Annotated in this window: 27 protein-coding genes; 14 read left to right on the top strand and 13 right to left on the bottom strand. The window is 73.8% G+C overall.

Features of this window, described 5'->3' with window-relative positions; all coding sequences use genetic code 11:
• Positions 1-39: 39 nt before the first annotated feature.
• Positions 40-1,137 (top strand): cation diffusion facilitator family transporter, encoded by a 1,098-nt coding sequence (locus ACFRAC_RS03650; RefSeq protein WP_382920099.1) that lies wholly within the window; start codon positions 40-42, stop codon positions 1,135-1,137.
• Positions 1,138-1,160: 23 nt separating this feature from the next.
• Here ACFRAC_RS03650 and ACFRAC_RS03645 read toward each other — a convergent pair whose 3' ends face one another.
• A complete protein-coding gene (locus tag ACFRAC_RS03645) occupies positions 1,161-1,724 on the bottom strand; it encodes a YbaK/EbsC family protein (RefSeq protein ID WP_382920096.1) in 564 nt (187 codons plus the stop codon).
• Positions 1,725-1,767: 43 nt separating this feature from the next.
• A complete protein-coding gene (locus ACFRAC_RS03640; protein ID WP_361346174.1) occupies positions 1,768-2,340 on the bottom strand; it encodes an XRE family transcriptional regulator in 573 nt (190 codons plus the stop codon).
• A 103-nt stretch (positions 2,341-2,443) separates the two neighbouring features.
• Here ACFRAC_RS03640 and ACFRAC_RS03635 point away from each other — a divergent pair, with 103 nt between their 5' ends.
• Positions 2,444-3,301 carry a DMT family transporter gene (locus ACFRAC_RS03635; protein WP_382920093.1) on the top strand — a complete coding sequence of 286 codons (858 nt, stop codon included), beginning with the start codon at positions 2,444-2,446 and terminating at the stop codon, positions 3,299-3,301.
• 19 nt (positions 3,302-3,320) lie between these two features.
• Here the strand turns inward: ACFRAC_RS03635 and ACFRAC_RS03630 are convergent, their stop codons facing one another.
• On the bottom strand, positions 3,321-4,118 hold the full coding sequence (locus ACFRAC_RS03630; RefSeq protein ID WP_382920090.1) for an acyltransferase: 798 nt from the start codon (positions 4,116-4,118) through the stop codon (positions 3,321-3,323).
• A 115-nt stretch (positions 4,119-4,233) separates the two neighbouring features.
• Here ACFRAC_RS03630 and ACFRAC_RS03625 point away from each other — a divergent pair, with 115 nt between their 5' ends.
• Positions 4,234-4,770 carry a gamma carbonic anhydrase family protein gene (locus ACFRAC_RS03625; RefSeq protein ID WP_382920088.1) on the top strand — a complete coding sequence of 179 codons (537 nt, stop codon included), beginning with the start codon at positions 4,234-4,236 and terminating at the stop codon, positions 4,768-4,770.
• Between the two features lie 34 nt (positions 4,771-4,804).
• Here ACFRAC_RS03625 and ACFRAC_RS03620 read toward each other — a convergent pair whose 3' ends face one another.
• Together ACFRAC_RS03620 and ACFRAC_RS03615 are read right to left on the bottom strand one after the other, a co-directional pair.
• Positions 4,805-5,455 carry a DedA family protein gene (locus ACFRAC_RS03620; RefSeq protein WP_382920085.1) on the bottom strand — a complete coding sequence of 217 codons (651 nt, stop codon included), beginning with the start codon at positions 5,453-5,455 and terminating at the stop codon, positions 4,805-4,807.
• A gap of 167 nt (positions 5,456-5,622) precedes the next feature.
• Positions 5,623-6,075 (bottom strand): DUF4442 domain-containing protein, encoded by a 453-nt coding sequence (locus tag ACFRAC_RS03615; RefSeq protein WP_382920082.1) that lies wholly within the window; start codon positions 6,073-6,075, stop codon positions 5,623-5,625.
• Positions 6,076-6,228: 153 nt separating this feature from the next.
• Between ACFRAC_RS03615 and ACFRAC_RS03610 the strand changes: the two genes are divergently transcribed.
• The gene (locus ACFRAC_RS03610) at positions 6,229-7,530 is read left to right on the top strand and encodes an MFS transporter (RefSeq protein ID WP_382920080.1); all 1,302 of its coding nucleotides are present in this window, start codon (positions 6,229-6,231) and stop codon (positions 7,528-7,530) included.
• A gap of 13 nt (positions 7,531-7,543) precedes the next feature.
• On the opposite strand, the gene ACFRAC_RS03605 is transcribed toward ACFRAC_RS03610, so the two are convergent.
• From ACFRAC_RS03605 to ACFRAC_RS03595, 3 genes are all read right to left on the bottom strand, one after another.
• Positions 7,544-8,335, bottom strand: a complete 792-nt coding sequence (locus tag ACFRAC_RS03605; protein WP_382921112.1) for a spermidine synthase — start codon at positions 8,333-8,335, stop codon at positions 7,544-7,546.
• 137 nt (positions 8,336-8,472) lie between these two features.
• Positions 8,473-9,642 carry an elongation factor Tu gene (gene tuf, locus ACFRAC_RS03600; RefSeq protein ID WP_382920078.1) on the bottom strand — a complete coding sequence of 390 codons (1,170 nt, stop codon included), beginning with the start codon at positions 9,640-9,642 and terminating at the stop codon, positions 8,473-8,475.
• Positions 9,643-9,915: 273 nt separating this feature from the next.
• On the bottom strand, positions 9,916-10,638 hold the full coding sequence (locus ACFRAC_RS03595) for a DNA alkylation repair protein (protein ID WP_382920076.1): 723 nt from the start codon (positions 10,636-10,638) through the stop codon (positions 9,916-9,918).
• 48 nt (positions 10,639-10,686) lie between these two features.
• Here ACFRAC_RS03595 and ACFRAC_RS03590 point away from each other — a divergent pair, with 48 nt between their 5' ends.
• The gene (locus ACFRAC_RS03590; RefSeq protein WP_382920073.1) at positions 10,687-11,469 is read left to right on the top strand and encodes a TVP38/TMEM64 family protein; all 783 of its coding nucleotides are present in this window, start codon (positions 10,687-10,689) and stop codon (positions 11,467-11,469) included.
• 13 nt (positions 11,470-11,482) lie between these two features.
• Here the strand turns inward: ACFRAC_RS03590 and ACFRAC_RS03585 are convergent, their stop codons facing one another.
• Positions 11,483-12,652 carry a thiolase family protein gene (locus ACFRAC_RS03585; RefSeq protein WP_382920070.1) on the bottom strand — a complete coding sequence of 390 codons (1,170 nt, stop codon included), beginning with the start codon at positions 12,650-12,652 and terminating at the stop codon, positions 11,483-11,485.
• A gap of 249 nt (positions 12,653-12,901) precedes the next feature.
• On the opposite strand from ACFRAC_RS03585, the gene ACFRAC_RS03580 reads away from it, so the two are divergent.
• From ACFRAC_RS03580 to ACFRAC_RS03570, 3 genes are all read left to right on the top strand, one after another.
• On the top strand, positions 12,902-13,372 hold the full coding sequence (locus ACFRAC_RS03580; RefSeq protein ID WP_382920067.1) for a winged helix-turn-helix transcriptional regulator: 471 nt from the start codon (positions 12,902-12,904) through the stop codon (positions 13,370-13,372).
• 141 nt (positions 13,373-13,513) lie between these two features.
• On the top strand, positions 13,514-14,389 hold the full coding sequence (locus ACFRAC_RS03575; RefSeq protein ID WP_382920064.1) for an undecaprenyl-diphosphate phosphatase: 876 nt from the start codon (positions 13,514-13,516) through the stop codon (positions 14,387-14,389).
• Between the two features lie 114 nt (positions 14,390-14,503).
• The gene (locus tag ACFRAC_RS03570; protein ID WP_382920062.1) at positions 14,504-14,683 is read left to right on the top strand and encodes a hypothetical protein; all 180 of its coding nucleotides are present in this window, start codon (positions 14,504-14,506) and stop codon (positions 14,681-14,683) included.
• Positions 14,684-14,733: 50 nt separating this feature from the next.
• Here the strand turns inward: ACFRAC_RS03570 and ACFRAC_RS03565 are convergent, their stop codons facing one another.
• Together ACFRAC_RS03565 and ACFRAC_RS03560 are read right to left on the bottom strand one after the other, a co-directional pair.
• Positions 14,734-15,399 (bottom strand): hypothetical protein, encoded by a 666-nt coding sequence (locus ACFRAC_RS03565; RefSeq protein ID WP_382920059.1) that lies wholly within the window; start codon positions 15,397-15,399, stop codon positions 14,734-14,736.
• A gap of 48 nt (positions 15,400-15,447) precedes the next feature.
• Positions 15,448-15,819 carry a winged helix-turn-helix transcriptional regulator gene (locus ACFRAC_RS03560; protein ID WP_382920056.1) on the bottom strand — a complete coding sequence of 124 codons (372 nt, stop codon included), beginning with the start codon at positions 15,817-15,819 and terminating at the stop codon, positions 15,448-15,450.
• A gap of 106 nt (positions 15,820-15,925) precedes the next feature.
• Between ACFRAC_RS03560 and ACFRAC_RS03555 the strand changes: the two genes are divergently transcribed.
• The 3 genes from ACFRAC_RS03555 to lnt all read left to right on the top strand — a co-directional run bounded on the left by ACFRAC_RS03555 (position 15,926) and on the right by lnt (position 18,803).
• Positions 15,926-16,591, top strand: a complete 666-nt coding sequence (locus ACFRAC_RS03555; protein WP_382920053.1) for an NADPH-dependent F420 reductase — start codon at positions 15,926-15,928, stop codon at positions 16,589-16,591.
• A 65-nt stretch (positions 16,592-16,656) separates the two neighbouring features.
• Positions 16,657-17,160 (top strand): nuclear transport factor 2 family protein, encoded by a 504-nt coding sequence (locus ACFRAC_RS03550; RefSeq protein ID WP_382920050.1) that lies wholly within the window; start codon positions 16,657-16,659, stop codon positions 17,158-17,160.
• Between the two features lie 71 nt (positions 17,161-17,231).
• Positions 17,232-18,803, top strand: coding sequence for an apolipoprotein N-acyltransferase (lnt, locus tag ACFRAC_RS03545; RefSeq protein ID WP_382920046.1), 1,572 nt, complete (start codon positions 17,232-17,234; stop codon positions 18,801-18,803).
• Here lnt and ACFRAC_RS03540 read toward each other — a convergent pair.
• Positions 18,727-19,632, bottom strand: coding sequence for a Gfo/Idh/MocA family protein (locus ACFRAC_RS03540; RefSeq protein ID WP_382920043.1), 906 nt, complete (start codon positions 19,630-19,632; stop codon positions 18,727-18,729). The two genes, lnt and ACFRAC_RS03540, sit on opposite strands and share 77 nt — an antisense overlap.
• Positions 19,629-20,831 (bottom strand): FAD-dependent oxidoreductase, encoded by a 1,203-nt coding sequence (locus ACFRAC_RS03535; RefSeq protein WP_382920041.1) that lies wholly within the window; start codon positions 20,829-20,831, stop codon positions 19,629-19,631. Before ACFRAC_RS03535 ends, ACFRAC_RS03540 begins: the two co-directional genes overlap by 4 nt.
• Before the next feature lie 85 nt (positions 20,832-20,916).
• Here ACFRAC_RS03535 and ACFRAC_RS03530 point away from each other — a divergent pair, with 85 nt between their 5' ends.
• The 3 genes from ACFRAC_RS03530 (at position 20,917) to ACFRAC_RS03520 (ending at position 22,671) form a co-directional block, all read left to right on the top strand.
• Positions 20,917-21,507 (top strand): TetR/AcrR family transcriptional regulator, encoded by a 591-nt coding sequence (locus ACFRAC_RS03530; RefSeq protein WP_382920038.1) that lies wholly within the window; start codon positions 20,917-20,919, stop codon positions 21,505-21,507.
• A 56-nt stretch (positions 21,508-21,563) separates the two neighbouring features.
• Positions 21,564-22,076: a DinB family protein gene (locus tag ACFRAC_RS03525; RefSeq protein WP_382920035.1), complete on the top strand. Its 513-nt coding sequence runs from the start codon at positions 21,564-21,566 to the stop codon at positions 22,074-22,076.
• 112 nt (positions 22,077-22,188) lie between these two features.
• Complete coding sequence (locus tag ACFRAC_RS03520) at positions 22,189-22,671, top strand: hypothetical protein (protein WP_382920033.1); 483 nt, start codon at positions 22,189-22,191, stop codon at positions 22,669-22,671.
• Positions 22,672-22,741: the final 70 nt, after the last annotated feature.

The raw sequence follows: 22,741 nt of genomic DNA, 5'->3' as shown, positions 1-22,741 counted from the left end.
TCCGCGCGTCGGAGCGCATCGGATCGGAAGGGGATCGCCGTGAGCGACGGTCACGCGCACGGGCACGACGGGCACCGCCATGAGCGGCACGGGTACCCGCCCAGGGACGAGCACCCGCCAAGGGACGAGCACCCGCACTCCCCCACCCGGGCGTCCCTCCGCCACCGCCTCGCCCACCTCCTGCGACCGCACTCCCACGAGACGGCCGACAGGCTGGACCCGGCGCTGGAGTCCTCGGCCCGCGGAATGCGGGCCCTGTGGGTCTCCCTGCTGGTCCTCGGGGTGACGGCGCTGGCCCAGGCGGTCGTGGTGGCCGTCTCCGGGTCGGTCGCGCTGCTCGGCGACACCGTGCACAACACCGCGGACGCGCTGACGGCCGTTCCGCTCGGCATCGCCTTCGTGCTGGGCCGGCGCGCGGCGACGCGCCGCTTCACCTACGGGTACGGCCGGGCCGAGGACCTCGCGGGCCTGGTCATCGTCCTCACCATCGCCGCGTCCGCCGTCTTCGCGGGCTGGACGGCCGTGGCCCGGCTGCTGGACCCGGAGCCCGTGCGGCACATCCCGGTGGTGGCGGTGGCGGCGCTCATCGGCTTCGCCGGGAACGAGTGGGTGGCCCGGTACCGCCTCCGGGTCGGACGCGCCATCGGCTCGGCGGCGCTCGTCGCCGACGGGCTGCACGCCCGCACCGACGGCTTCACCTCGCTGGCGGTGCTGGCGAGCGCGGGCGGCGCCGCCCTGGGGTGGCAGTGGGCGGACCCGGTCGTGGGGCTCGCGATCACGGCCGCGATCGTGCTGGTGCTGCGGGACGCGGCGCGCGAGGTGTTCCGGCGGGTGATGGACGCCGTGGACCCGGCCCTGGTGGACCGGGCCGAGCGGGCCCTGAGGGACGTCGCGGGCGTCCGGGAGGTCGGCGAACTGCGGCTGCGCTGGATCGGGCACCGGCTGCGCGCCGAGGTGGCCGTGGTCGTGGACGGTGAGGCGACGGTGCGTCAGGCGCACGCGATCGCGGTGGACGCCGAGCACGCGCTGCTGCACGCCGTCCCCCGGCTCACGGCGGCCCTGGTGCACGCCGATCCGGCACCGGTGACGGGTGAGCAGGACCCGCACCACGTGCTCGCGCACCACATGACGGCATGAGCCTCGGGCGCCCGGCCGGTGTCTCAGCCCGCGGCGATCCCGAGCCCCTCCAGCACGACCGCGTTCGGCAGTTCGGCGAACGCCTTGCCGGGGACCAGGAGCTTGCCGCGCCGGCGGCCGCTGCCGACCAGCACGTACGGCAGGTCGACGACGGCCGGGTCGACCAGCAGGGGCCAGAGCCCGGGCAAGCCGATCGGGGTGATGCCGCCGTATTCCATGCCGGTCTCGCCGGTGGCGGTGTCCATGGAGGCGAAGGACGCCTTGCGGGCGCCGAGATGGCGGCGCACGACGCCGTTCACATCGGCGCGGGTGGTCGACAGGACCAGGCAGGCCGCCAGTGTCGTCTCGCCGCCGCGCTTGCCGGCGACGACCACGCAGTTCGCGGACGCCTCGAGGAGGTCCTGCCCGTAGTGCTCGACGAAGGCGGCTGTGTCGGCCCACTGCGGGTCGGTGTCGACGTAGACGATCTGCTCGGCGGGGACGCTGCCGCGCCAGTTCCGTACGGCTTCGGCGACGGGGCTGATCAGCTCGTCGAGGCATTCGGGAGCGGGTGCGGCGGTGTCGAAGTGCCCGATGGGTGCGTCCATGGCCGCACGCTAACAGGCGCTCGGCGGCCGCCGGAGGGACGTCTCAGCGTGCGGGCGGCACGGAGACCGCCAGCATCCACTCGGCCGGGACCTCGCCCTGGTTGCCGTACACGTGGGGGGCGTCGGCCTCGAAGGTGGCGCTCGCCCCGACCGGAACCCGGTGGTCCACGCCGTCGACGGTGAGGGTCAGCTCGCCGGCGGTGACGTGCACGATCTCGACGGTGCCGACCGGGTGCGGGTCCGAGCTGCTGCTCTCGCCCGGCATCATCCGCCAGTGCCACATCTCCAGCGGGCCGGGGGCCTCGGTCCCGGCGAGAAGGCGGCTGTGGCTGCCCGCGTCGGTGTGCCACAGCCGTACGACCTGGTCGGCCGGGACGACCCGCACCTTCGGCCCCTGCTCGTAGTCGAGGAGCGTGGTGATGCTGACACCGAGCGCGTCGCCGATCTTGACGACCGTGCCGAGGCTGGGGTTGGTGCGGGCCTGCTCGATCTGGATGAGCATGCCGCGGCTGACACCGGCCCGGGTCGCGAGCACGTCCAGCGTGAAGCCGCGTACCGTCCGCCAATGCTTGACGTTGCGCGCCAGGGACTGGGTCAGCAGGTCGAGGTCCGACACGTTCCGTCCTTGCGGAGTCCAATATTCTGGATGACAGGGTTCACCAGACCGCACTACCGTGGGGTGCACCCGATCGTCCACCGCACTGTACTGCGAGGCTCTTGTGACAGCACTCTTCGCCCTGGCCACCAGTCTGCTCTGGGGTCTGGCGGACTTCGGCGGAGGCGTACTGACCCGTCGCACCCCCGCGCTGACGGTGGTCGTCGTCTCGCAGGCGATCGCGGCGGCCGTCCTCGGTGTCATCGTCCTGGCCATGGGCGCCTGGAGCGAGGCGGGCCCGCGGTTGTGGTGGGCGGTCGCGGCCGGCCTGGTGGGCCCCGTCGCCCTGCTCTGCTTCTACAAGGCGCTCGCGCTCGGCCCGATGGGCGTGGTCTCGCCGCTCGGGACCGTGGGCGTGGCCGTGCCCGTCGGCGTGGGCCTCTTCCTGGGCGAGCGGCCCGGGCCGGTGCAGACGGCGGGGATCGCGGTGGCGGTGCTCGGGGTGGTCCTGGCGGGCGGACCGCAGATGCGGGGCGCTCCGGTGCAGCGGCGGTCGATCCTGCTCACGCTGGTCGCGGCCTTCGGCTTCGGCACGGTCTTCGTACTGGTGGCGGAGGCGTCGACCACCGTGACCGGCCTGTTCCTCGCGCTCTTCGTGCAGCGCGTCGTCAACGTGGGGGCGGGCGGCCTCGCGCTCTACGTGTCGGTGCGGCGCGGGGCGCCGGCCCTCCCGGTCGACGGCTTTCCCTGGCGCTCGCTGCCCGCGCTCGCGTTCGTCGGCCTCGCCGACGTCGCCGCGAACGGCACCTATGTGGTCGCCGCACACCGTGGCCCGGTGACCGTGGCCGCCGTGCTCGCCTCGCTCTATCCCGTGGTGACCGCCCTGGCGGCGCGGGGCGTGCTGCGGGAGCGGCTGGCCGGCATGCAGGCGGCGGGTGCCGGGCTCGCCCTGGTGGGCACGGTGCTGCTCGCCGCGGGCTGACCCGCTCGGGCACCGCCGGTCAGGACTCGGTGGCGGGCTCCGCCAGTTCGGCGGTCGCCCGCTCGTCCAGCTCCGCCAGCCGCGCCACGGTCTCCTCGTCGAGGCCCGCCAGCGCCTGGAGCTGTCCGGGGGTGACGCCGTCCGGTATCGGTACCGGCGCCGGGGTCCGCAGCGGCGGCTGCCACCCGTCCTCGGGCGTCCAGCGCCGTACGACACGGGCGGGCGCCCCCGCCACCACGGCGTGGTCCGGCACCGTGCCGCGGACCACCGCGCCGGCGGCGACCACCACGTTCCGCCCGATCGTCGCGCCCGGCAGGATCACCGCGCCGGTGCCGATCCAGCACCCGGGGCCGATCTCGACGGGCTCCATCCGCGGCCACTGCCTGCCGATGGGCTCGTGCGGGTCGTCGTAGGAGTGGTTGGTGGAGGTGACGTAGACGTACGGGCCGAAGTAGCAGTCGCTGCCGATGGTCACCGTCGTGTCGGCGATGACATGGCTGCCGCGGCCGAGGACGACGCCGTCGCCGATGCGCAGGATCGGATCCGGGCCGAGGTCGAGGTCGGGCATCAGACCGGCCGTCAGGGTGACCTGCTCGCCGACGATGCAGTGCGAGCCGAGGTGGATCCACGGCTCCCCGAAGACCGTGCCGAGCGGAAAGGCCAGCCGGGTGGCCTCGCCGAGGGATCCGAAGCGGAAGCGGCCGGGGTGCTCCGCGGTCACCGAACCCGTGCGCTGCGCCCAGGCCCAGCCCGCGTGGACGGCGCGCTGCGCCAGTCGGCGTCGCCAGGATGAGAACGTGTTCTTGCGCTTGGGCACGGCCTCACGGTACTGAGCGTTCGTGGTCGTGATGAGGCCGAGGTGCTGTGATCTTCGCCCTACCGGGTGGCGTACGGTGCGCACTGTCGACGACGTTCGGGGTGAGGAGAGGGCGATGACGGACAAGGCGCTGGTCATGGGGATCGCGGGACGGGAGCCCAGGATCGACGGGTCCGCGTTCGTGGCGCCGACGGCGTCCGTGATCGGGGACGTCACCCTGGAGGCGGGCGCCAGCGTCTGGTACGGCGCGGTGGTGCGCGGCGACGTCGAGGCGATCTCCGTCGGGGAGCAGGCCAACATCCAGGACAACTGCACGCTGCACGCCGACCCCGGTTTCCCGGTGCGCGTGGGTGCGCGGGTGTCCGTCGGGCACAACGCGGTGGTGCACGGGGCGACCGTCGAGGACGACTGTCTCGTCGGCATGGGCGCGACCGTGCTGAACGGCGCGGTGATCGGGGCGGGCTCGCTGGTCGCCGCGCAGGCGCTGGTGCCGCAGGGGATGGTCGTGCCGCCGAGGTCGCTGGTGGCGGGCGTGCCGGCGAAGGTGAAGCGGCCGCTCACCGAGGAGGAGCGGCAGGGGGTCACGCTGAACGGCACGATGTACGCCGAGCTGGCCAAGGCGCACCGGGAGGAGCACGAGGGGCGCGGCTGAGACCGTCGCGCCCGCCGCGCCGGGCCCGGGGTGCTCAGTCGCCCGCGGGAACCGGCGCGGGTTCCGCTTCCTGGTGGGCGGTCTGCGCCTTGGCGGCCTTGCGCCTGACGATCAGCAGGGAGGCGAGACCGATGAGGACCGCCGCGACCAGGCCCAGCCAGGAGAAGCGCTTCAGCCAGGACTCGGCGACCACGCCGACGTAGTAGATGACGGCGGTGGTGCCGCCCGCCCAGACGATGCCGCCGAGCACGTTCGCGGTCAGGAACTTCCAGTACGGCATGTGCAGGACACCCGCGAGGGGTCCGGCGAAGATGCGCAGGAGGGCGACGAACCGGCCGAAGAAGACCGCCCACATCCCCCACTTCTGGAAGGACCGCTCGGCGGTCGCGATGTGCCCCTCGCTGAAGTGCTTGGGGAACTTCGCGCCCAGCCAGGCCAGCAGGGGCCTGCCTCCCTTGCGGCCGATGGCGTAGCCGATGGAGTCACCGATGACGGCGCCGGCGCTCGCGCAGGCGCCGAGCACGAAGGGGTCGATCTCGCCGTGCTGCGAGGCGAGCAGGGCGGACGACACCAGGATGATCTCGCCGGGCAGCGGGATGCCCAGGCTCTCCAGTCCGATGACCAGCCCGACCAGAAGGTAGATCGCCAGCGGAGGCACCGTTTCGAGCCATTCCTGGACGTGCAACGCCGCTTCCTCTCGTGTGCCTGACCCTGCGTTCCCGGGCGCCCGCTCAGCGGTGGGCGCGCATCGGGGAAGCCTACTCGCTCTCTTGGACGTCCCGGGCGTCGCCCGGGTTGCGTCCGGACCGGCCGTGGCACGCGGCCGCGAGCCGGAACGCGGGTGTGCGGCGCTCAGCCGTTCGGCCGCAGGGTCCAGATCGCCCGCATCTCGGCGGTGACGGCGCCGTCCGCGCGCCGGATCTCGATGGCCACCGGGAACTCGGGCCGCTCCCCGGCGTCCAGCTGCGCGACGACGTCGGCGGCCGGGCGGCCCAGGGTCGCGGTGGCCGTCACCGCTCCCATGGCGAGCCGGCGGTAGGAGATCTCGGCGCTCACGGCGAGCGGCACGGCGCGGGCCAGCTGGTCCCCGAACGCGGACAGCACGATGGCCCCGCCGGCGGACTCGCCGAGCGTGAACATGGCGCCGGCGTGCGGCCCGCCCACGTGGTTGTGGAACGCGCTCTGGTCCGGCAGGACCACCACGGCCCGCTCGGGGGTGATCTCCACGAACTCGAGGTGCAGGGTCCGGGCCATGGGCACGGTGACGAGGAGCATCTCGCCGACGGACAGCTGGTCTGCGCTCATGACGGTCACGTTACTCGCGAGTAGGGGACGGGCGACAGACTGCCGTGACGGACCCCTCACCGGGGGCCGCGCGCACCGTCCGGAGCGCACCCGCCCGTCCGTGACCTGCGCACCGGCTTGGCAAACCGGGGGCCGGACGGCGATAGTCGGCCGGTGACCCGCGCCACCCCTCCTTCCCGCCGCTCCCGCCGCCCCGCCTGGGCGGGCCGCAACTACAGCCTGCTGACCGCCTCGGCGTTCGTCACCAACCTCGGCAGCAACGGCGCCCTGATCGCCGCCGCCTTCGCCGTCCTGGAGGCGGGCGGTGACGGCGGCGACGTGGGTCTCGTCGCCGCCTCCCGGACTCTGCCCCTGGTGCTCTTCCTGCTGATCGGCGGCGCCGTCGCGGACCGGCTGCCCCGGCACCGGGTGATGGTCGCGGCCAACGCCCTCAATTGCGTCTCGCAGGCGGTCTTCGCCGCGCTGGTCCTCACCGGCGAGGCCCGGCTGTGGCAGATGATGCTGCTCACCGCGCTCGGCGGCACCGGCCAGGCGTTCTTCAGCCCGGCCGCCGAGGGCATGCTGCTGTCGTCGGTGCGGGGGGAGCAGGCGGGCAAGGCGTTCGCGGTGTTCCGGATGGCGATGCAGGGAGCGGCCGTCGGAGGCGCGGCGCTCGGCGGTGCCATGGTGGCGGCGATGGGGCCGGGCTGGGTGCTCGCGGCGGACGCCGCGGCCTTCGCGGTCGCCGGTGCGATGCGGGCCCTGCTGGACGTCAGCCGGGTGTCGCGGCGGGCGCCCGGCGGCGGCATGCTCGCCGACCTGCGCGAGGGCTGGCGGGAGTTCGTGGGACGGCCGTGGCTGTGGGCCGTGGTCGTCCAGTTCTCCGTCGCCAACGCGGTGGTCGCGGCGGCCGACGCGGTCTACGGTCCGCTCGTCGCCCGGGACCACTTGGGCGGGGCCGGACCGTGGGGCGTGGCCCTGGGGTTCTTCGGCGCGGGCACGGTGGCCGGCGCGCTGCTCATGACGCGCTGGCAGCCCCGCCGCCTCCTCCTCGCCGGCACCCTGTGCGTCTTCCCGCTGGCCCTGCCGTCCGCCGCGCTCGCCGTGCCGGTCCCGGTGGGCGCGCTGTGCGCGGTGATGTTCCTGACCGGAGTGATGCTGGAGGTGTTCGGCGTCTCCTGGATGACCGCGCTGCACCAGGAGATACCGGAGGACAAGCTGTCCCGGGTCTCCGCCTACGACTGGTTCGGCTCGGTCGCCATGGTCCCGCTGGCGACGGCCCTCGCCGGCCCGGCGGAGACCGCGTTCGGACGCGCGCCGGCGCTGTGGGGCTGCTCCGCGGTGATCGTGGTGGTCACCGCCGGGGTTCTGTGCGTGCCGGACGTCCGCAACCTGCGCCGCCGTGGCAAGCCGGTGACGTCGGGCGGCAGCGGCGCTCCGGCGGGCACGCGGACCCCGGCCGAAGGGATCGGCTGACGGCCCCGGCCCCTCAGCCGATGCCGAACGCCCCCTCGGGCGGCTCGGGTGACGGGACGGCGTCCTCGTCCCGCACGGGACGTGCCGCTCCCATGAAAGCCCGCACCCCGGCCCCGTGCTCCACGCGGGCCGGGAACGCGTCGCCCGCGGTCAGCCGGGCGAGGGCGGACGTGTCCACGGGCCGATGCGCGGCGACCAGGACCGCGTTGCCGAAGCGCCGACCGCGCAGCACGGCCGGTTCGGCGATCAGCGCGAGCTCCTCGAAGACGCCGGCCAGGTTGGCCAGTTGGGAGCGCAGGAAGGCGAACGGCGCGGCGTCGGCGAGGTTCGCGAGGTAGACCCCGTCGCCGCGGAGCACCCGGGCGGCGGCGCGGGCGTACTCGACGGACGTGACGTGCGCGGGCACCCGGGAGCCCCCGAACACGTCGGCGACGAGCACGTCGGCCGACCGCGCCGGGGCGGCGTCGAGCCACGCCCGCGCGTCGGCGGCGTGCGCGGTGATGTCGGCTCCGGCGGGCGTCGGCAGATGCTCCAGGACCAGGTCGAGCAGCGCACCGTCGAGCTCCACGACATGCTGACGGGACCCGGGCCGGGTGGCGGCGACATACCGGGGCAGGGTGAGCGCCCCGCCCCCGAGGTGCACCACGTCCAGGGCGCGCCCCGGCTCCGCCACGACGTCCAGCGCGTGCCCGACCCGGCGCACGTACTCGAACTCCAGGTGTGTGGGCTCGTCGAGGTCGACGTACGACTGCGGGGCCCCGTCGACGGTGAGCAGCCAGGCCCGTTCCCGGTCGACGTCGGGCATGAGCTTGGCGAAGCCGTGCTCGGTGGCACCGGCGACGGGTCTGGAGTCGTTCACTCCCCCATTGTGGGGCGCCCCGGTCCCGCCACCGGCACGGGGGCCGCACGCCCGGTCGTCCCGGTCGCACGGCCCCCGGCCCGTCATACGACGGCGGTCACCGTCCCGGCCCCGACGGTCCGGCCACCCTCACGGATGGCGAACCCGAGGCCGGGCTCCAACGGCACCTCGCGGCCCAGCTCGACGGTCATGCTGACGGTCTCGCCGGGCCGCGCGACGGCCGCCTCTCCGAGGTCGACGTCCCCCACCACGTCCGCGGTGCGGATGTAGAACTGCGGCCGGTACCCGGTGGACAGCGGCGTCGAGCGGCCGCCTTCGCGGGCCGACAGGACGTACACCTGCGCCGTGAAACGGCTGCGGGGCTCCACGCTGCCCGGCGCGGCCACCACGTGCCCGCGCCGGACGGCGTCCCGGGGGACGCCGCGCAGCAGCAGCGCCACGTTGTCACCGGCCTGGGCCTCGTCCATCGGCTTGCCGAAGGTCTCCAGGCCGGTCACCACGCTCTCCACGCCGGCCCCGAGCACCTCGACCCGGTCGCCGACGCGGACGGTCCCCCGCTCCACGGCGCCGGTCACCACGGTCCCCCGGCCGGTGATGGTCAGGACGTTCTCGACGGGCAGCAGGAACGGCGCGTCGACGTACCGCTCCGGCATGGGGACGTACGTGTCGACCGCGTCGAGCAGCGCCTCGACGGCCGCCGTCCACTGGGGGTCGCCCTCCAGCGCCTTCAGCCCCGAGACCCGTACGACGGGCGCGGCGTCGCCGCCGTAGCCGTGCTCGCTGAGCAGGTCCCGGACCTCCAGCTCGACGAGGTCGAGCAGCTCGGGGTCGCCGGCGTCGGCCTTGTTGAGGGCGACGACGATGTGGTCGACCCCCACCTGCCGCGCGAGCAGCACGTGTTCGGCGGTCTGCGGCATGATGCCGTCGAGCGCGGAGACCACGAGGATCGCCCCGTCGAGCTGCGCCGCGCCGGTGACCATGTTCTTGACGTAGTCGGCGTGGCCCGGCATGTCGACGTGCGCGTAGTGACGGGTGTCGGTCTCGTACTCGACGTGCGCGATGTTGATGGTGATGCCGCGGGCCGCCTCCTCCGGCGCCCGGTCGATGCGGTCGAACGGCACGAAGGTGCCGGAGCCGCGGGCGGCCAGGACCTTGGTGATGGCGGCGGTCAGCGTGGTCTTGCCGTGGTCGACGTGGCCCATCGTGCCGATGTTCAGATGCGGCTTGGTACGCACGTACGCCGTCTTGGACATGGGTGTGCTCCGAAGTCTGACGTCGCTGGACGTCTCGGTGAGGAGAGAGGGGACCCCGAGGAGGTGCCGACCCTCCCCCTGCGGGGTCCGCCGGACGTTCCGGGGAGGGTCAGCTTCGGGCGCCGTCGACGGCGGCCAGGAGGACGAGAACGGCAGCCTTCGGCGTATCCGCGGCGGCGGATGCGGCGAGAACGAAGGCGTACCGGAACATGACGCCGATCATCGCCGAGGCCGCCCCCGGCGTCGAATGGTTTTCCCCGCGCGGCCCGGTGGTCAGGCGCCGATGTTCTTCAGCGCCTCACGCACGGACAGCGGGGCGAACCGCCCGCCCTCGCGCGCCAGGAAGTCCCGTACGGCCCCGGGGTCGGTCTTGGCGTACTCGCGCAGGCACCAGCCGATGGCCTTGCGGATGAAGAAGTCGGGATGGCCGGACTGGCGCAGGCAGTAGGCGAACAGGCGCCGGGTGTCGGTACGTTCCTTGAAGCGGAGCTGGTGCAGGAGGGCGGTGCGGACGACCCAGAGGTCGTCGTCCTCGATCCAGGCGTCCATGTCCGCGGCCGGCGCGGCGTCGGCCGTGACGAGGCCGCCGACGACGTGCGCGGCGAGCGCGTCGACGGTGTCCCACCAGGGCACCGTCGACACCAACTGCCGCGTCACCGGGAGGAACCCGGAGGACAGACACGTCACATGCCGGCGCAGATAGTCGATGGCGAAGTACTGGTACTCCCGCTCGGGCAGCCGCCAGCAGCGCAGCGCGACCGCGGTGCAGTCGTCTTCGCCGGGGGGCGGGGTGCCCCGGACGACGGAGCGCGACAGGGCGCGGCGCTCGGGAGAGGGGATGCCGAGGAACGGGGCCACGTCCTTCATGTACGCCCGCATGGCGACGGCCCGTTCTGGGTCCGCGGCGGCCGCGTAGGTGCTGGTCAGCCGCTCCATCACCGTGTCGGCGAGCACGCTGCGCGGCACGTCCGTCGCTTCCGCGCCTGTCACGCTCATGGCACGACCATACGGCGATCACATGCGCTCTTCGGTTACTGTCGCCGAATGCTCGACGATGCCACCACCCGCTCTGGGGGCACCGCGACGGCCTCTCCCCGGGCCGTCACCACGGAGCTCGCCGTCCCCGTCCCCTCGCTCACGCCCGCGCCCGCCGGCCTGGCCGCGCGCTGCGGCAGAGCCCTGCTCTCGCCGTGGTCACGGCTGTCGGCGCTGGTGCTCCTGCTGGCCGCCGCCGCGTCCTGCGTGCTGCTCTTCGAGCCGCAGAGACTCCTGTCGGACGGCTGGCCGGCGCACCTGGAGGGCGCGGCGGCGGTCGTCCTGTTCGCGGTGGCGTACGGCCTGGTCACGGTGGCGTTCGTGCCGCGCCCCCTGCTGAACCTGGCGGCGGGCGCGCTGTTCGGCTCCCAACTGGGTCTGGGCGCGGCGCTCGCGGGCACGGTGCTGGGGGCGGGCATCGCCTTCGGGCTCGGCCGGCTGCTGGGCCAGGACGCGCTGCGGCCGCTGCTGCGCGGCCGGGTGCTGAAGGCGGCGGACGGCCAGTTCAGCCGGCACGGCTTCCGCTCGATGCTGGCGGTGCGGCTCTTCCCGGGGGTGCCGTTCTGGGCCGCGAACTACGCCGCCTCCGTCTCCCGCATGGGGTACGTCCCGTTCCTGCTGGCGACGGCGCTCGGCTCGATCCCGAACACCGCCGCGTACGTCGTGGCCGGAGCCCGTGCCGCCGCGCCGACGTCGCCCGCCTTCCTGATCGCGCTGGCCTGCATCGCCGTGCCGGCGCTGGCGGGTGTGGTGGTGGCCTGGCGCAAGCGCCACCATCTGCGCGGCCGCTGAGCCCCGCCGTCGGTCACACGGCTTCGAGGACCATCGCGTTGGCGAGTCCGCCGGCCTCGCACATCGTCTGCAGGGCGTAGCGGGCGCCGCGCTCGCGCATGGCGTGCACCAGGGTCGTGGTGAGCCGGGTGCCGCTGGCCCCGAGCGGGTGGCCGAGCGCGATGGCGCCGCCGTGCACGTTGACCCTGGAGAGGTCCGCGCCGGTCTCCTGCCGCCAGGCGAGCACCACGGCGGCGAACGCCTCGTTCACCTCGAACAGGTCGATGTCGTCGATCGACAGGTTCGCCCGGCGCAGCACCTTCTCGGTCGCCGGAATGACGCCGGTCAGCATGAGGACGGGGTCGGAGCCGGTGACGGCGAAGCTGTGCAGCCGGGCCAGGGGGCGCAGGCCGAGGCGGGCCGCCGTCTCGGAGGACGTGATGAGGACGGCGGAGGCGCCGTCGTTGATGGGGCTGGCGTTGCCCGCGGTGACGTTCCACTCGATCTGCGGGAAACGCTCGGCGAACACCGGGTCGTGGTAGGCGGGCTTGAGTCCGGCGAGGATCTCGGGCGTGCTGCCGGGACGGACGCACTCGTCGCGCGAGACGCCGCCCAGCGGCGCGACCTCGGCGTCGAACAGGCCCTTCTCCCAGGCCGCGGCGGCCCGCTGGTGGGAGGAGACGGCGAACGCGTCCATCTCCTCGCGGGTGAGGGACCACTTGGCGGCGATCAGTTCGGCACTGACGCCCTGCGGGACGAGCCCGTCGGGGTAGCGGGCTGCGATGCCGGGGCCGAAGGGGTCCTTGCCGGGCGGCACGTTCGACCACATCGGCACACGGCTCATCGACTCGACCCCGCAGGCCACGACCAGGTCGTAGGCGCCGGACAGGACGCCCTGGGCGGCGAAGTGCACGGCCTGCTGGGAGGAGCCGCACTGGCGGTCGACGGTGGTCGCCGGGACCGTCTCGGGGAACCCGGCGGAGAGGGCGGCGTAGCGCGTGGTGTTCATGGCCTGCTCGCCGACCTGGTCGACGGTGCCGCCGATGACGTCGTCGATCAGCGCCGGGTCGACGCCGGAGCGCTCGACGAGGCTCCGCAGGGTGTGGGCGAGGAGTTCGACGGGGTGGACGTGCGCGAGGGAGCCGTTCGGCTTGCCCTTGCCGATGGGGGTGCGTACGGCTTCGACGATGACTGCGTCTCGCATGGTGCGGGCCTCCTTGGCGCGCGGGCCGGTGGCTCGACGGGTGCCGAGCGCCGCCCGATTACCGGTGAGTAGGAAATCTGAACTCACCATAGCTCCGCAGGTTGGAAAATCAAACCCTCTCTTGGGGCGCTGTGCACGCCTTCGGGCGCTGTGCACTTCTTTGGGCACTCCGCACCTCTTCGGGTCCTGCGCACGCACCTGAGCAGCGAAGTCGGAAAACCGGACGCTCGACTCCCTAGACTGGACGGCATGGCCGCCACCAAGGACCCCCGCCCCTGCTCGATCGCCGACACGCTGGCCCTCGTCGGTGAGAAGTACTCCCTGCTCGTCCTGCGCGAGGTGTGCCTCGGCAACGGCCGCTTCGACCAGCTCGTCCGCAACATCGGCGCCCCGCGCGACGTCCTCTCCACGCGGCTGCGCCGCCTCGTCGACGCCGGGATCCTCACCAAGCGCGCCTACAGCGAGCGGCCGCAGCGGTTCCAGTACCGGCCCACACAGGCCGGCCTCGAGCTGGAGCCGGTCCTGCTGACGCTCATGGCCTGGGGCGACCGCCATCTGCGCCAGGACGACGACCGGCCCATGGTGATCGAACACAGCTGCGGCAACGAACTGCTCCCGGTCGTCACCTGCCAGGCCTGCGGCGAGACGGTCCGGCACGAGGACGTCACCGCGCACCCCCAGGCCCCGGGGTGGTCGGTGTCGGGGCCGACGGCCGCCTGACCGCCCCTCGCGCGCCGAACCCCTGTGGCAGGGGGTTCACCCAGGGGCGCTACGCTGCCCCTCGACAGCCGCGATCACCGCGCCGCCGACGCGGGTCCCGCGTATCCCCTGCCACCATCAGCACTTGGACGCCGTAACTTCATGTCTTGGTTTGAATCCCTCATCCTCGGACTCGTCCAGGGGCTGACCGAATTCCTCCCCGTGTCCTCCAGCGCGCACCTGCGGCTGACCGCGGCGTTCTCGGGCTGGGAGGACCCTGGCGCGGCCTTCACCGCGATCACCCAGATCGGCACCGAGGCGGCCGTCCTGATCTACTTCCGCAAGGACATCGGGCGGATCATCCTGGCGTGGCTGAAGTCGCTGACGAACAAGGAGATGCGGCGCGACCACGACGCCCAGATGGGCTGGCTGGTCATCGTCGGCTCCCTCCCGATCGGTGTGCTGGGCCTGACACTCAAGGACCAGATCGAGGGCCCGTTCCGCGATCTGCGGGTCACGGCGACCATGCTGATCGTGGTCGGCATCGTCATCGGCGTCGCCGACCGGCTGGCGGCACGCGACGAGTCCGGCGGCCGGCACCGCGCCGCCAAGCAGCGCAAGTCGCTGGAGGACCTGAACGTCAAGGACGGCCTCATCTACGGCCTGTGCCAGGCCATGGCGCTCATCCCCGGCGTGTCCCGCTCCGGCGCCACCATCAGCGGCGGTCTGTTCATGGGCTACCAGCGGGAGTCCGCGGCCCGTTACTCGTTCCTGCTGGCGATCCCCGCCGTCCTCGCCTCGGGCCTCTTCGAGCTCAAGGACGCGCTGGCGAGCGACCATGTCTCCTGGGGCCCGACGATCTTCGCCACGGTGATCGCCTTCGTCTCCGGGTACGCGGTCATCGCATGGTTCATGAAGTACATCTCGACGAAGAGCTTCATGCCGTTCGTCTACTACCGGGTGGCTCTCGGCCTGGTCATCATCGTCCTGGTCGTGGCCGGCGTCCTCAGCCCGCACGCGGCGGAGTCGTCGGGCTGAGCCGTCCGACTCACCGGCGACCAAGCGTTTTTGGCCGTATTCGTGACCAAAGACATACGTGGCCTGTAGCCGTCCGGTAGCGCACGGTCAGTGCCAACCCCTAGGCTTGACACCATGTCCCCCAGTTCCTTAGACCCTGGTTCCGTGCGCTCCGCCGCCGAGGTGAACGAGGCGATCCGTGCCCTGTGGACGCGCGCGGGCGGCTCGCTCACAGCCCAGGAGCGCGCGGAGTACGAGCTGCTGGTGGTCGAGTGGGCGGCCGCCCTCCGCGCCGAGGTCGTCGAGGCCGCCTGAAGAGGCCAGTGCCCTGCCCCCACGGATGCGGCACCCCACCCGCGCGAGGCCTACGGATGCACCACGGGGCCGCCCGCGGGTCGGCGTGTCCACAGGGCCAGGTCACTGCTCGTCGCCACGGCGACGGTCTGCCCGGAGGGTGAGAAGCCGGCCGTCCTCAGCTCGGAGAAGTCGGCGTGGTAGATGTGCCACCACCGCTCCCCATGCGGCCCGACGGAGGGAGACCCGCCCTCACGGGACAGCAGGACACGCTCGTTCGGCCGGGCCGGGACGGCGACCTGCAAGGTCCAGCCGTCCTCGGTGGTGGTGCGCGACCCGCCGCCGAACAGCCCCGCGATACGCACGCGTCTCCCGGCGATCGGGCCCAGCCCGGGGCAGGAGAGGTCGGACACCTCGTCCGGCAGGGCATCCTCGGGGTCCGGGTCGTGGTCCCTGGCGATCCTCTCGCCGGTCACGGCGTCGAACAGGCCGTGCCCGGTGTGCGAGACGGCCATCACCAGATCGCGGCCGTCGTCAGGGTGTGACGCGAAGCCGATCCCGACCAGCCCGCCGACGGGCGTCCCGTACGCGTGGCCGAAGACGGGTCGCCAGGGCTCGGGCGCGGGCACCACGGGCGCCGCGAGGAGCCGCTCCCGCATCGCCCGCTGATCCGCCGGGAGTCCGAGCCCGTGTTCCGGTTCGTCGGCCGCAGCCGTCTTCTTCGTCCACTTCCTCACGCCCTCATGATCCACCCCCGGGCCAACCCGCTCGACGGGGTTGCCGGTTCAATGCCCGGCCCCCCGCTCCCGTGCCTCCAGCAATGCGTCGCCGTGGTCCAGGGCCCAGCGGCCCAGAGCCGCCATCGGGCCCTCGACCAGGCTGCGGCCCAGGGGAGTCAGGGCGTACTCGACACGGGGCGGCACCTCCGCGTGCGCGTGGCGTTCGATCAGGCCGGTGGCGAGCAGGCGGTGCAGGGCGTCGGTGAGCGCCTTGTCGCTGATGCCGCCGATCGCCGTGCGCAGCGCGTGGCGCCGGCGCCTCCCCTCGCTCAGGGCGGCCAGGACCACCGGGTCCCAGGTGTGGGTGAAGAGGTCCGTGGCCGCGCGGACCCGGCAGTCGGCGACGAACTCCTGGCAGTGGGCGTCGTGTTCGGTCATGGCGAGCACATCATCCCGCTCTCCTCGCGCACCGATCGGTGCGCATGGGCTCGCCTAGCGTCCTTCAGCGGCGAAGCACGGCTGACCGACGGGAGAGGCGGAGACGATGCGCATCGGGATTCTGGGCACGGGGACTCTCGCGACGGCCCTGGCCACGGCCTGGGCGCGGGCGGGGCACGAAGTGGCGGTCGCCGGGCGGTCGCGGGCGAAGGCCGAGCGGGTCGCCCGACAGACAGGCGACGCGGTGGAGGCCGTCGCGCCGCGTGAGGCGGTCGACGGGCGGGACGCGGTGCTGCTCGCCGTGACGTGGGGCGGAATCGAGAACATGCTGCGCCTCGCGGGTGCCCCGGAGGGCGCGCTCGACGGGACGCCGCTCATCGACCCGACGAACGCCGTGGCGCACGGCGTCGGCGCGCTCCTCGTCGGCCCCGGCGAGTCCGCGGCGAGGCGTATCGCCCGTCTCGCCCCGGGCGCCCGGGTCGTGAAGGCGTTCCACCTCTTCCCCGCCGACCGGTGGGCCGCGTCACCCGGCAGCGCCAAGACCCCGGTGACGGTGGCGATGTGCGGCGACGACCCGGCAGCCCTGAAGGCCGTCGGCGACCTGGTCCGGGACGTGGGCGGGATCCCGGCGACTCTGGGGACGTTGGACCGTGTCCGCCAGTTGGAGGAGGTGGCGGGGTTCGTCATCGGCCTGGCCTTCGCCGGTGTCGACCCCAACTCGGCGGTGCCCGTGATCCCCTCGGCCGCCGTGCCCACCGGCACCGGGGAGTAGCCCGGCCTTCGGATATCCCCGCACGCCCTCTTGGCGCACCGCGTCCCATGCCCAACACTGAGCCGATGACGCAGCGTGTGGAGCTCGCCACCCTCAGGGACCGGCTGGCCGTCGACGAGTTGGTCACCGAGTACGCGGTGGCCGTGGACGACGGCGACTGGGAGGCGTACTGCGGACTGTTCGCCCCGGGTGGCCGCGCCGACTACCGCTCGGCCGGGGGTGTGGAGGGAGGCGCCGGGACGGTCGCCGCGTGGCTGGCCGAGAGCATGCGGGCCTTCTCGGTACGGCAGCACCTGATCGTCAACCGCCGGGTGCGCTTCGGCGTCCTCGATCAGGACGTCGGGGACACCGCGGAGGTACGGGCGGACTACGTCAATCCGATGCGGCTCGCCACGGCCGGGGGCGAGGACGCCGGGGGCGAGGGCGCGGGGGGCCCGGACTTCGTCAGCGGCGGCCGGTACGCCTTCCGGCTGGTCCGCGTCGACGACGGCTGGCGTCTGCTCGAGGTCGTCATCGAGGAGAAGTGGCGCCGCCGGCCGGGGCGGCCCGCGCCGGCGGGTACCGGCTGACCGGCGGCGGCCGGCTGTCCGGCCGCGGTCCTGTGCGCACACTGTAAGGACCACGGGGTAGGAGGCGCTGCATGAAGACGACCAGTCGCCGGCTCGCCTCACCGTGGCGGCGCTCGGCCATCGCCGCACTGCTCGGCGCCCTGCCCGTGCTCGCCTTTCCGCAGCTCTCGCTCTGGTGGTTCGCGTACGTCGCGCTGATCCCGTGGATCGTGTTGCTGCGCGGTGCGCCGACCAGCCGGCGCGCGGCACACGACGGCTGGTGGGGCGGGTTCGGCTTCATGCTGGCGATGCACCACTGGCTGCTGCCGAACCTGCACGTCTTCACGTTCGTCATCGCCGCCCTGCTGGGCGCGCTGTGGGCGCCGTGGGGCTGGCTGGTGCACCGTCTACTCGGCGCGGGCCAGGCGCCGCCGCGGGCCGCGGCGGCGCTCGTCCTGCTGCCGTCGAGCTGGCTGCTGATCGAGCTGGTGCGCTCCTGGCAGGGGCTCGGCGGGCCGTGGGGCGTGCTGGGCGCCAGTCAGTGGGAGGTGCGCCCGGCGCTGCGGCTCGCCTCGGTGGGCGGGGTGTGGCTGATCAGCTTCCTGGTGGTGGCGGTCAACGTGGCGTTCGCCGTGCTGCTGACGGAGCGTGCGGCACGCGTCCCGGCGCTGGCCGGGCTGACCGCGGCGGCCGTGGGCACGTCGGCGGCCTGGATGTGGGCGCCGCGCCCCGACGTCGACGACCGGGTGCGGATCGCGGTCGTGCAGCCGGGCGTCGTGAAGGGCCCGGACGTGCGGTTCGACCGTGAGGAGCGGCTCACGCGCGAACTGGCGACCCAGGACATCGATCTGGTCGTGTGGGGCGAGAGCAGCGTCGGTTTCGATCTGGCCGACCGGCGGGATCTGTCGCGCCGGCTCGCCGCCCTGTCCCGTGAGACCGGGGCGGACGTCCTGGTGAACGTGGACGCGCGGCGCTCCGACCGGCCCGGCATCTACAAGAGCTCGGTCCTGGTCGGCCCCGACGGCCCGACAGGTGACCGCTACGACAAGATGCGGCTGGTGCCGTTCGGCGAGTACATCCCGCTGCGCTCCCTGATGGGCTGGGCGACCTCGGTCGGCAAGGCTGCCGCCGAGGACCGCAGGCAGGGCACCGAGCAGGTGGTGATGGACGTCGGACACGGCCTGCGCGTCGGCCCGATGGTCTGCTTCGAGTCCGCCTTCGCCGACATGAGCCGCCACCTCGCGGACGACGGCGCCGACGTGCTGATCGCCCAGTCGGCGACGTCGACGTTCCAGCAGAGCTGGGCGCCCGAGCAGCACGCCTCGCTGGCCGCGCTGCGGGCCGCCGAGACGGGCCGGCCCGTGGTGCACGCGACGCTGACCGGCGTGTCCGCCGTGTACGGCCCGGGCGGGGAGCGCGTCGGGTCCTGGCTGGGGACGAGCGAGAGCGCGAGCGCCGTCTTCGAGGTGCCGCTGGCCGACGGTGTCACGCCGTACGTCCGGTTCGGCGACTGGCCGCTGCACGCGGCGGTGCTGCTCGTGGCCCTGTGGTGTCTGGGCGAGGCGACGCGCGGTCTGCGGCCCCGGTTCAGGCAGCCTGCTCCTGAACCGCCAGTACTACCCGCTCACACAGCTCGTGGGTGGCCAGCGCGTCCCTGGCGCTGAGCACCTTGCCGGCCCGCACGGCGTCGAGGAAGGCCAGCGCCACCTGCTCGACGCCGCGCTGGCGGGCGACCGGCACCCAGTCGCCGCGCCGCCGCACCGTCGGCTGGCCCTTGTGGTCGACGACCTCGGCGAGGTTGAGGACCTGCCGCTTGGTGTCCTGCCCGGAGACCTCCAGGATCTCCTCGGTGGACCCGCTGAGCCGGTTCATCACGCCGAGCGCGGTGAAACCCTCCCCGGAGAGCTGCAGCACGACGTGGTGGAGCAGCCCGCCCTCGGTGCGGGCGCGCACCGTCACGTCGTCCACGGGTCCGGGCACCAGGAAGCGCAGGGTGTCCACGACGTGGATGAAGTCGTCGAGGATCATCGCGCGCGGCTCCTCGGGGAGGCCGACGCGGTTCTTCTGCATGAGGATCAGCTCGCGCGGGTGGTCGGCGCACTGGGCGTAGCCGGGGGCGTAGCGCCGGTTGAAGCCGACCGCGAGGCTCACCCCGCGCTCCTCGGCGAGCGTCACCAGCCGCTCGGAGTCGGCCAGCCGGTAGGCGAGCGGCTTGTCGACGTAGGTCGGCACCCCCGCCTCCAGCAGCCGGGTCACGATCTCCGGGTGCGCCACGGTCGACGCGTGCACGAACGCGGCGTCCAGCCCGGCGGACAGCAGCGAGTCGAGGTCGGCGTGACGCTGGGCGTCCGGGAGGTGCAGGCCGTCGGCGACGCGGGTGAGCGTGGCGGGCGTACGCGTCTGGAGGTGCAGTTCGACGCCCGGCTGAACCCCGAGCACCGGCAGGTAGGCCTTCTGCGCGATGTCACCGAGTCCGATGCAGCCGACCTTCACGGGGGTGTGCTCCTTGGGTGGTTGCCGTCCGGGGTCTTCGGGGCAGCATACGGCGCCTGCGGCGGCCGCCAGTCGGCGATGCCCTCGAAGCTCTTCAGGAGCAGCAGCGGCGCCGCCTTGGACACGGCGGCCAGCGCGGTGTTCCGTACGGCGACGGCGGCCCGGCCGGTCATCATGTCGAGCCGCGCGGCCCGGACGGCCTGGCGGGCGATGGCCGTCGTCCTCGGCACACGGGCGGCTGTGTAGGCGGCGAGGTCGTCGGCGTGGTGGGCGAGGACCACGGCGTCCTCGACGGCCTGGTTGCCGCCTTGGCCCAGGGTCGGCGGCATGGCGTGTGCGGCGTCGCCGACGAGGGCGACCCGGCCGCGGTGGTAGGCGGGCAGGGGCTCGGCGATGTGGTGCACGTCGTGCCGCAGGACGTCGTCGGGTCGGGCGGCGGCGAGGATCGCGGGGATCGGGGCGTGCCAGTCGCCGTAGCGGCGCAGCAGTTCGGCCTTCTCGTCATCGGCGGCCCGCCCTCCGGCGGGGGTGACCGCGGCGGCGTAGGCGTACACGCGGCCGTCCTTCAGTGGATGGGAACCCCAGATGCGGCCCGGGCCCCAGGTCTCGTGGGAGGCGAACGCGGCGCCGGGCACGGGGATCACGAGCCGCCAGGTGGTGAATCCGGAGTAGGCGGTCCCTGGGTGGTCGGGGAAGAGCACGCCCCGTACGGCGGACCGGATGCCGTCGGCGGCCACGACCAGCTCGGCCTCCAGCTCGCCGTCGGGGGTGCCGACGCGGGCGGGGCGTCCGGCCTCGCCGGGGTCGGTGACCGTGGCCGTCGTCGCCGTGTGCACGGCGCCCGCCGGGAGCCGTGCGGCGAGGCTGGTGACGAGGGTGGCGCGGTGCAGCAGCACGAGGGGGCCGCCGAAGCGCCGGGTCACGGCGTCGGCGTCGGTCCGCGCGAGCCAGCGTCCGGACGGGGTGCGCAGGCCGCCGTCGCCCTGCCAGGCGGCGAGGTCGCGGATCTCGTCGCCCGCCCCGATGACGTCGAGGGCGCGCAGGGAGTTGGGGGTCAGGGAGATGGCGGCTCCGACCGGCTCCAGGCTGGGGGCCCGCTCCAGGACGGTGACGGCCCAGCCTCTCCGGTGCAGTGCGGCGGCCGCGGTCAGGCCGCCGATCCCGCCGCCGATCACGACGGCCCGCCTCGTGGGTGCCATGACGGTCCTCCCCGGTCTTACTACAGATGTAGTGTCCGTGTCTCGACCGTACTACAGGCGTAGTGCGAGCGGTAGGTTGACCTCCATGTCCGTACGCACCACGTCCGCCGCTCGCGCCGATCTCGTCGCCGACACCGCTCTCGCGCTGCTGGCCGAGCGAGGCATGCGCGGGCTCACCCACCGGGCGGTCGACGAGGCCGCGGAACTGCCGCAGGGCTCGACGTCCAACGTGGCCCGCACCCGGCAGGCCCTGCTGGAGCTGGCGGTGCGCCGGCTGGCGGAGCGCGAGGCGCGGGTGCTGGCCCTGGAGGAGATGCCGGACCCGCGCGGCGGCCTCGACGCCCTGGCCGACGGGCTGGCCCTGGCCACCCACCGCTCGCTGACCCGCAACCGCGAGCTGACACTGGCCCGCTACGAGCTGGCCCTGGAGGCCACGCGCCGTCCCGAGCTGCGCACGTACTTCGACGCGACGGGCCGCGCCTTCCGCGACCAGCTCGGCGCGCTGCTGACCGCGGCGGGCTCACTGGCCCCCGGCCGGCAGGTGCTGTCCCTCCTCGCCTGGGCGGACGGCCTGATGTTCAGCTGTGTGGCCGGTTCCTTCAGCTCCGAGGTGCCGAGCCTGGAGGAGGTCCGGGCCGGACTGCGCGAACTGCTCGCCGGGATGTCCGGAACCTGACCCCGGTTCCGGGAAAACTCCTGTTCACCGAAGCCGAGTTGGGCGATCATGCTCCGATGACGACCGAACGCCGTGAACCCCCCACGACCGCCGACGAGCGCACCATGCTGGAGGGCTGGCTGGAGTACCACCGGCAGACCCTGGCGTGGAAGTGCGAGGGCCTGACCGAGGACCAGCTCCGCACCGCCTCCGCCGAGCCGTCGGAGCTGAGCCTGATGGGCCTGGTCCGGCACATGACGGAGGTGGAGCGGAGCTGGTTCCGGCGGGTCCTCGCCGCCGAGGACGCGGGGCCGGTCTACTACAGCGACGCCGACCCCGACGGCGACTTCCACTTCTCCCCCGCCGACTCCTGGGAGGACGCCCGCGCCGGCTGGCAGGCGGAGATCGACCGGGCCCGGCACCACGCCGCGCGCTTCGGCCTGGACGACATCTCGGAGGGCGCCCACGCCCGGACCGGCGAGCGCTACAACCTGCGCTGGATCTACACGCACATGATCGAGGAGTACGCCCGGCACAACGGGCACGCCGACCTGCTGCGCGAGCGGATCGACGGCGCGACCGGCGACTGACGTCACCCTGAGGGGGTCGGGGCCGCCCGTACGGGGCCGGAGATCACCCGTGCGGTGCAACCTCCGCCTGTCCGCTCCCCGGCCGGCCCCGGCACCCACCAGAGTGGAGCGGATGCATCGATCGACGACCACCGCGACCCTTCTGGTCACCGCGGCCGTCTCGGCCCTCACGGGCTGTACGACGGTCCAGGCCCCGGCGGCCCCCGCGCCCCGGGCGACACCCGCGCGGCCCGCCCCGCTCCACCCGACCGGGCACACCCGGCCCGAGGTCGTCCAGGCGCCGGCCTCCGAGGCGCTGGCGCTCGTCGGCCCGTCCCGCCGCCCCGATCCGGCGAGGTCCACCGCGCCTTCGTCACCGTCGCACACCTCCCGGCCGGCACCGGCGGCCCCCCGCCCACGGCCCGAGCGGCAGGCCCCGCGCCACCCGGCTCCCGGCGCCCCGCGCGAGCCGCGTGTCACCGTGCCCGACGTGGCGCGCCGGCTCCCCGGGGAGGCCGGGGCGAACGCCGACGTCTGCGCGCTCGGCCGGAGGTACGGCGGCTGGCGGCCGGACAGCCAGGAGGCGCGGATCTGCGAGCAGGCGTACGGCCGGTGAGCCGGACCGGCCACGCCCCGCGGCGGTACGGGGCCGCCTGACCGGGATCGCCGGTACGGGCGGCTAGCGT

The organism is Streptomyces sp. NPDC056628, from assembly GCF_042792555.1.
GTDB lineage: Bacteria > Actinomycetota > Actinomycetes > Streptomycetales > Streptomycetaceae > Streptomyces.
Note: the sequence above shows the minus strand (reverse complement) of the source record. Positions and strands in the feature narration are given on the sequence as shown.

What these genes read in the sequence shown, in the direction of transcription:
- ACFRAC_RS03645 (WP_382920096.1), bottom strand. Translation starts at nt 1,724, where the DNA reads ATGGACGCACCCATCGGGCACTTCGACACCGCCGCACCCGCTCCCGAA.
- ACFRAC_RS03625 (WP_382920088.1), top strand. Translation starts at nt 4,234, where the DNA reads ATGACGGACAAGGCGCTGGTCATGGGGATCGCGGGACGGGAGCCCAGG.
- ACFRAC_RS03615 (WP_382920082.1), bottom strand. Translation starts at nt 6,075, where the DNA reads ATGAGCGCAGACCAGCTGTCCGTCGGCGAGATGCTCCTCGTCACCGTG.
- ACFRAC_RS03605 (WP_382921112.1), bottom strand. Translation starts at nt 8,335, where the DNA reads ATGCCCGACGTCGACCGGGAACGGGCCTGGCTGCTCACCGTCGACGGG.
- tuf (WP_382920078.1), bottom strand. Translation starts at nt 9,642, where the DNA reads ATGTCCAAGACGGCGTACGTGCGTACCAAGCCGCATCTGAACATCGGC.
- ACFRAC_RS03595 (WP_382920076.1), bottom strand. Translation starts at nt 10,638, where the DNA reads ATGAGCGTGACAGGCGCGGAAGCGACGGACGTGCCGCGCAGCGTGCTC.
- ACFRAC_RS03590 (WP_382920073.1), top strand. Translation starts at nt 10,687, where the DNA reads ATGCTCGACGATGCCACCACCCGCTCTGGGGGCACCGCGACGGCCTCT.
- ACFRAC_RS03585 (WP_382920070.1), bottom strand. Translation starts at nt 12,652, where the DNA reads ATGCGAGACGCAGTCATCGTCGAAGCCGTACGCACCCCCATCGGCAAG.
- ACFRAC_RS03580 (WP_382920067.1), top strand. Translation starts at nt 12,902, where the DNA reads ATGGCCGCCACCAAGGACCCCCGCCCCTGCTCGATCGCCGACACGCTG.
- ACFRAC_RS03575 (WP_382920064.1), top strand. Translation starts at nt 13,514, where the DNA reads ATGTCTTGGTTTGAATCCCTCATCCTCGGACTCGTCCAGGGGCTGACC.
- ACFRAC_RS03570 (WP_382920062.1), top strand. Translation starts at nt 14,504, where the DNA reads ATGTCCCCCAGTTCCTTAGACCCTGGTTCCGTGCGCTCCGCCGCCGAG.
- ACFRAC_RS03560 (WP_382920056.1), bottom strand. Translation starts at nt 15,819, where the DNA reads ATGACCGAACACGACGCCCACTGCCAGGAGTTCGTCGCCGACTGCCGG.
- ACFRAC_RS03555 (WP_382920053.1), top strand. Translation starts at nt 15,926, where the DNA reads ATGCGCATCGGGATTCTGGGCACGGGGACTCTCGCGACGGCCCTGGCC.
- ACFRAC_RS03550 (WP_382920050.1), top strand. Translation starts at nt 16,657, where the DNA reads ATGACGCAGCGTGTGGAGCTCGCCACCCTCAGGGACCGGCTGGCCGTC.
- lnt (WP_382920046.1), top strand. Translation starts at nt 17,232, where the DNA reads ATGAAGACGACCAGTCGCCGGCTCGCCTCACCGTGGCGGCGCTCGGCC.
- ACFRAC_RS03535 (WP_382920041.1), bottom strand. Translation starts at nt 20,831, where the DNA reads ATGGCACCCACGAGGCGGGCCGTCGTGATCGGCGGCGGGATCGGCGGC.
- ACFRAC_RS03530 (WP_382920038.1), top strand. Translation starts at nt 20,917, where the DNA reads ATGTCCGTACGCACCACGTCCGCCGCTCGCGCCGATCTCGTCGCCGAC.
- ACFRAC_RS03525 (WP_382920035.1), top strand. Translation starts at nt 21,564, where the DNA reads ATGACGACCGAACGCCGTGAACCCCCCACGACCGCCGACGAGCGCACC.
- ACFRAC_RS03520 (WP_382920033.1), top strand. Translation starts at nt 22,189, where the DNA reads ATGCATCGATCGACGACCACCGCGACCCTTCTGGTCACCGCGGCCGTC.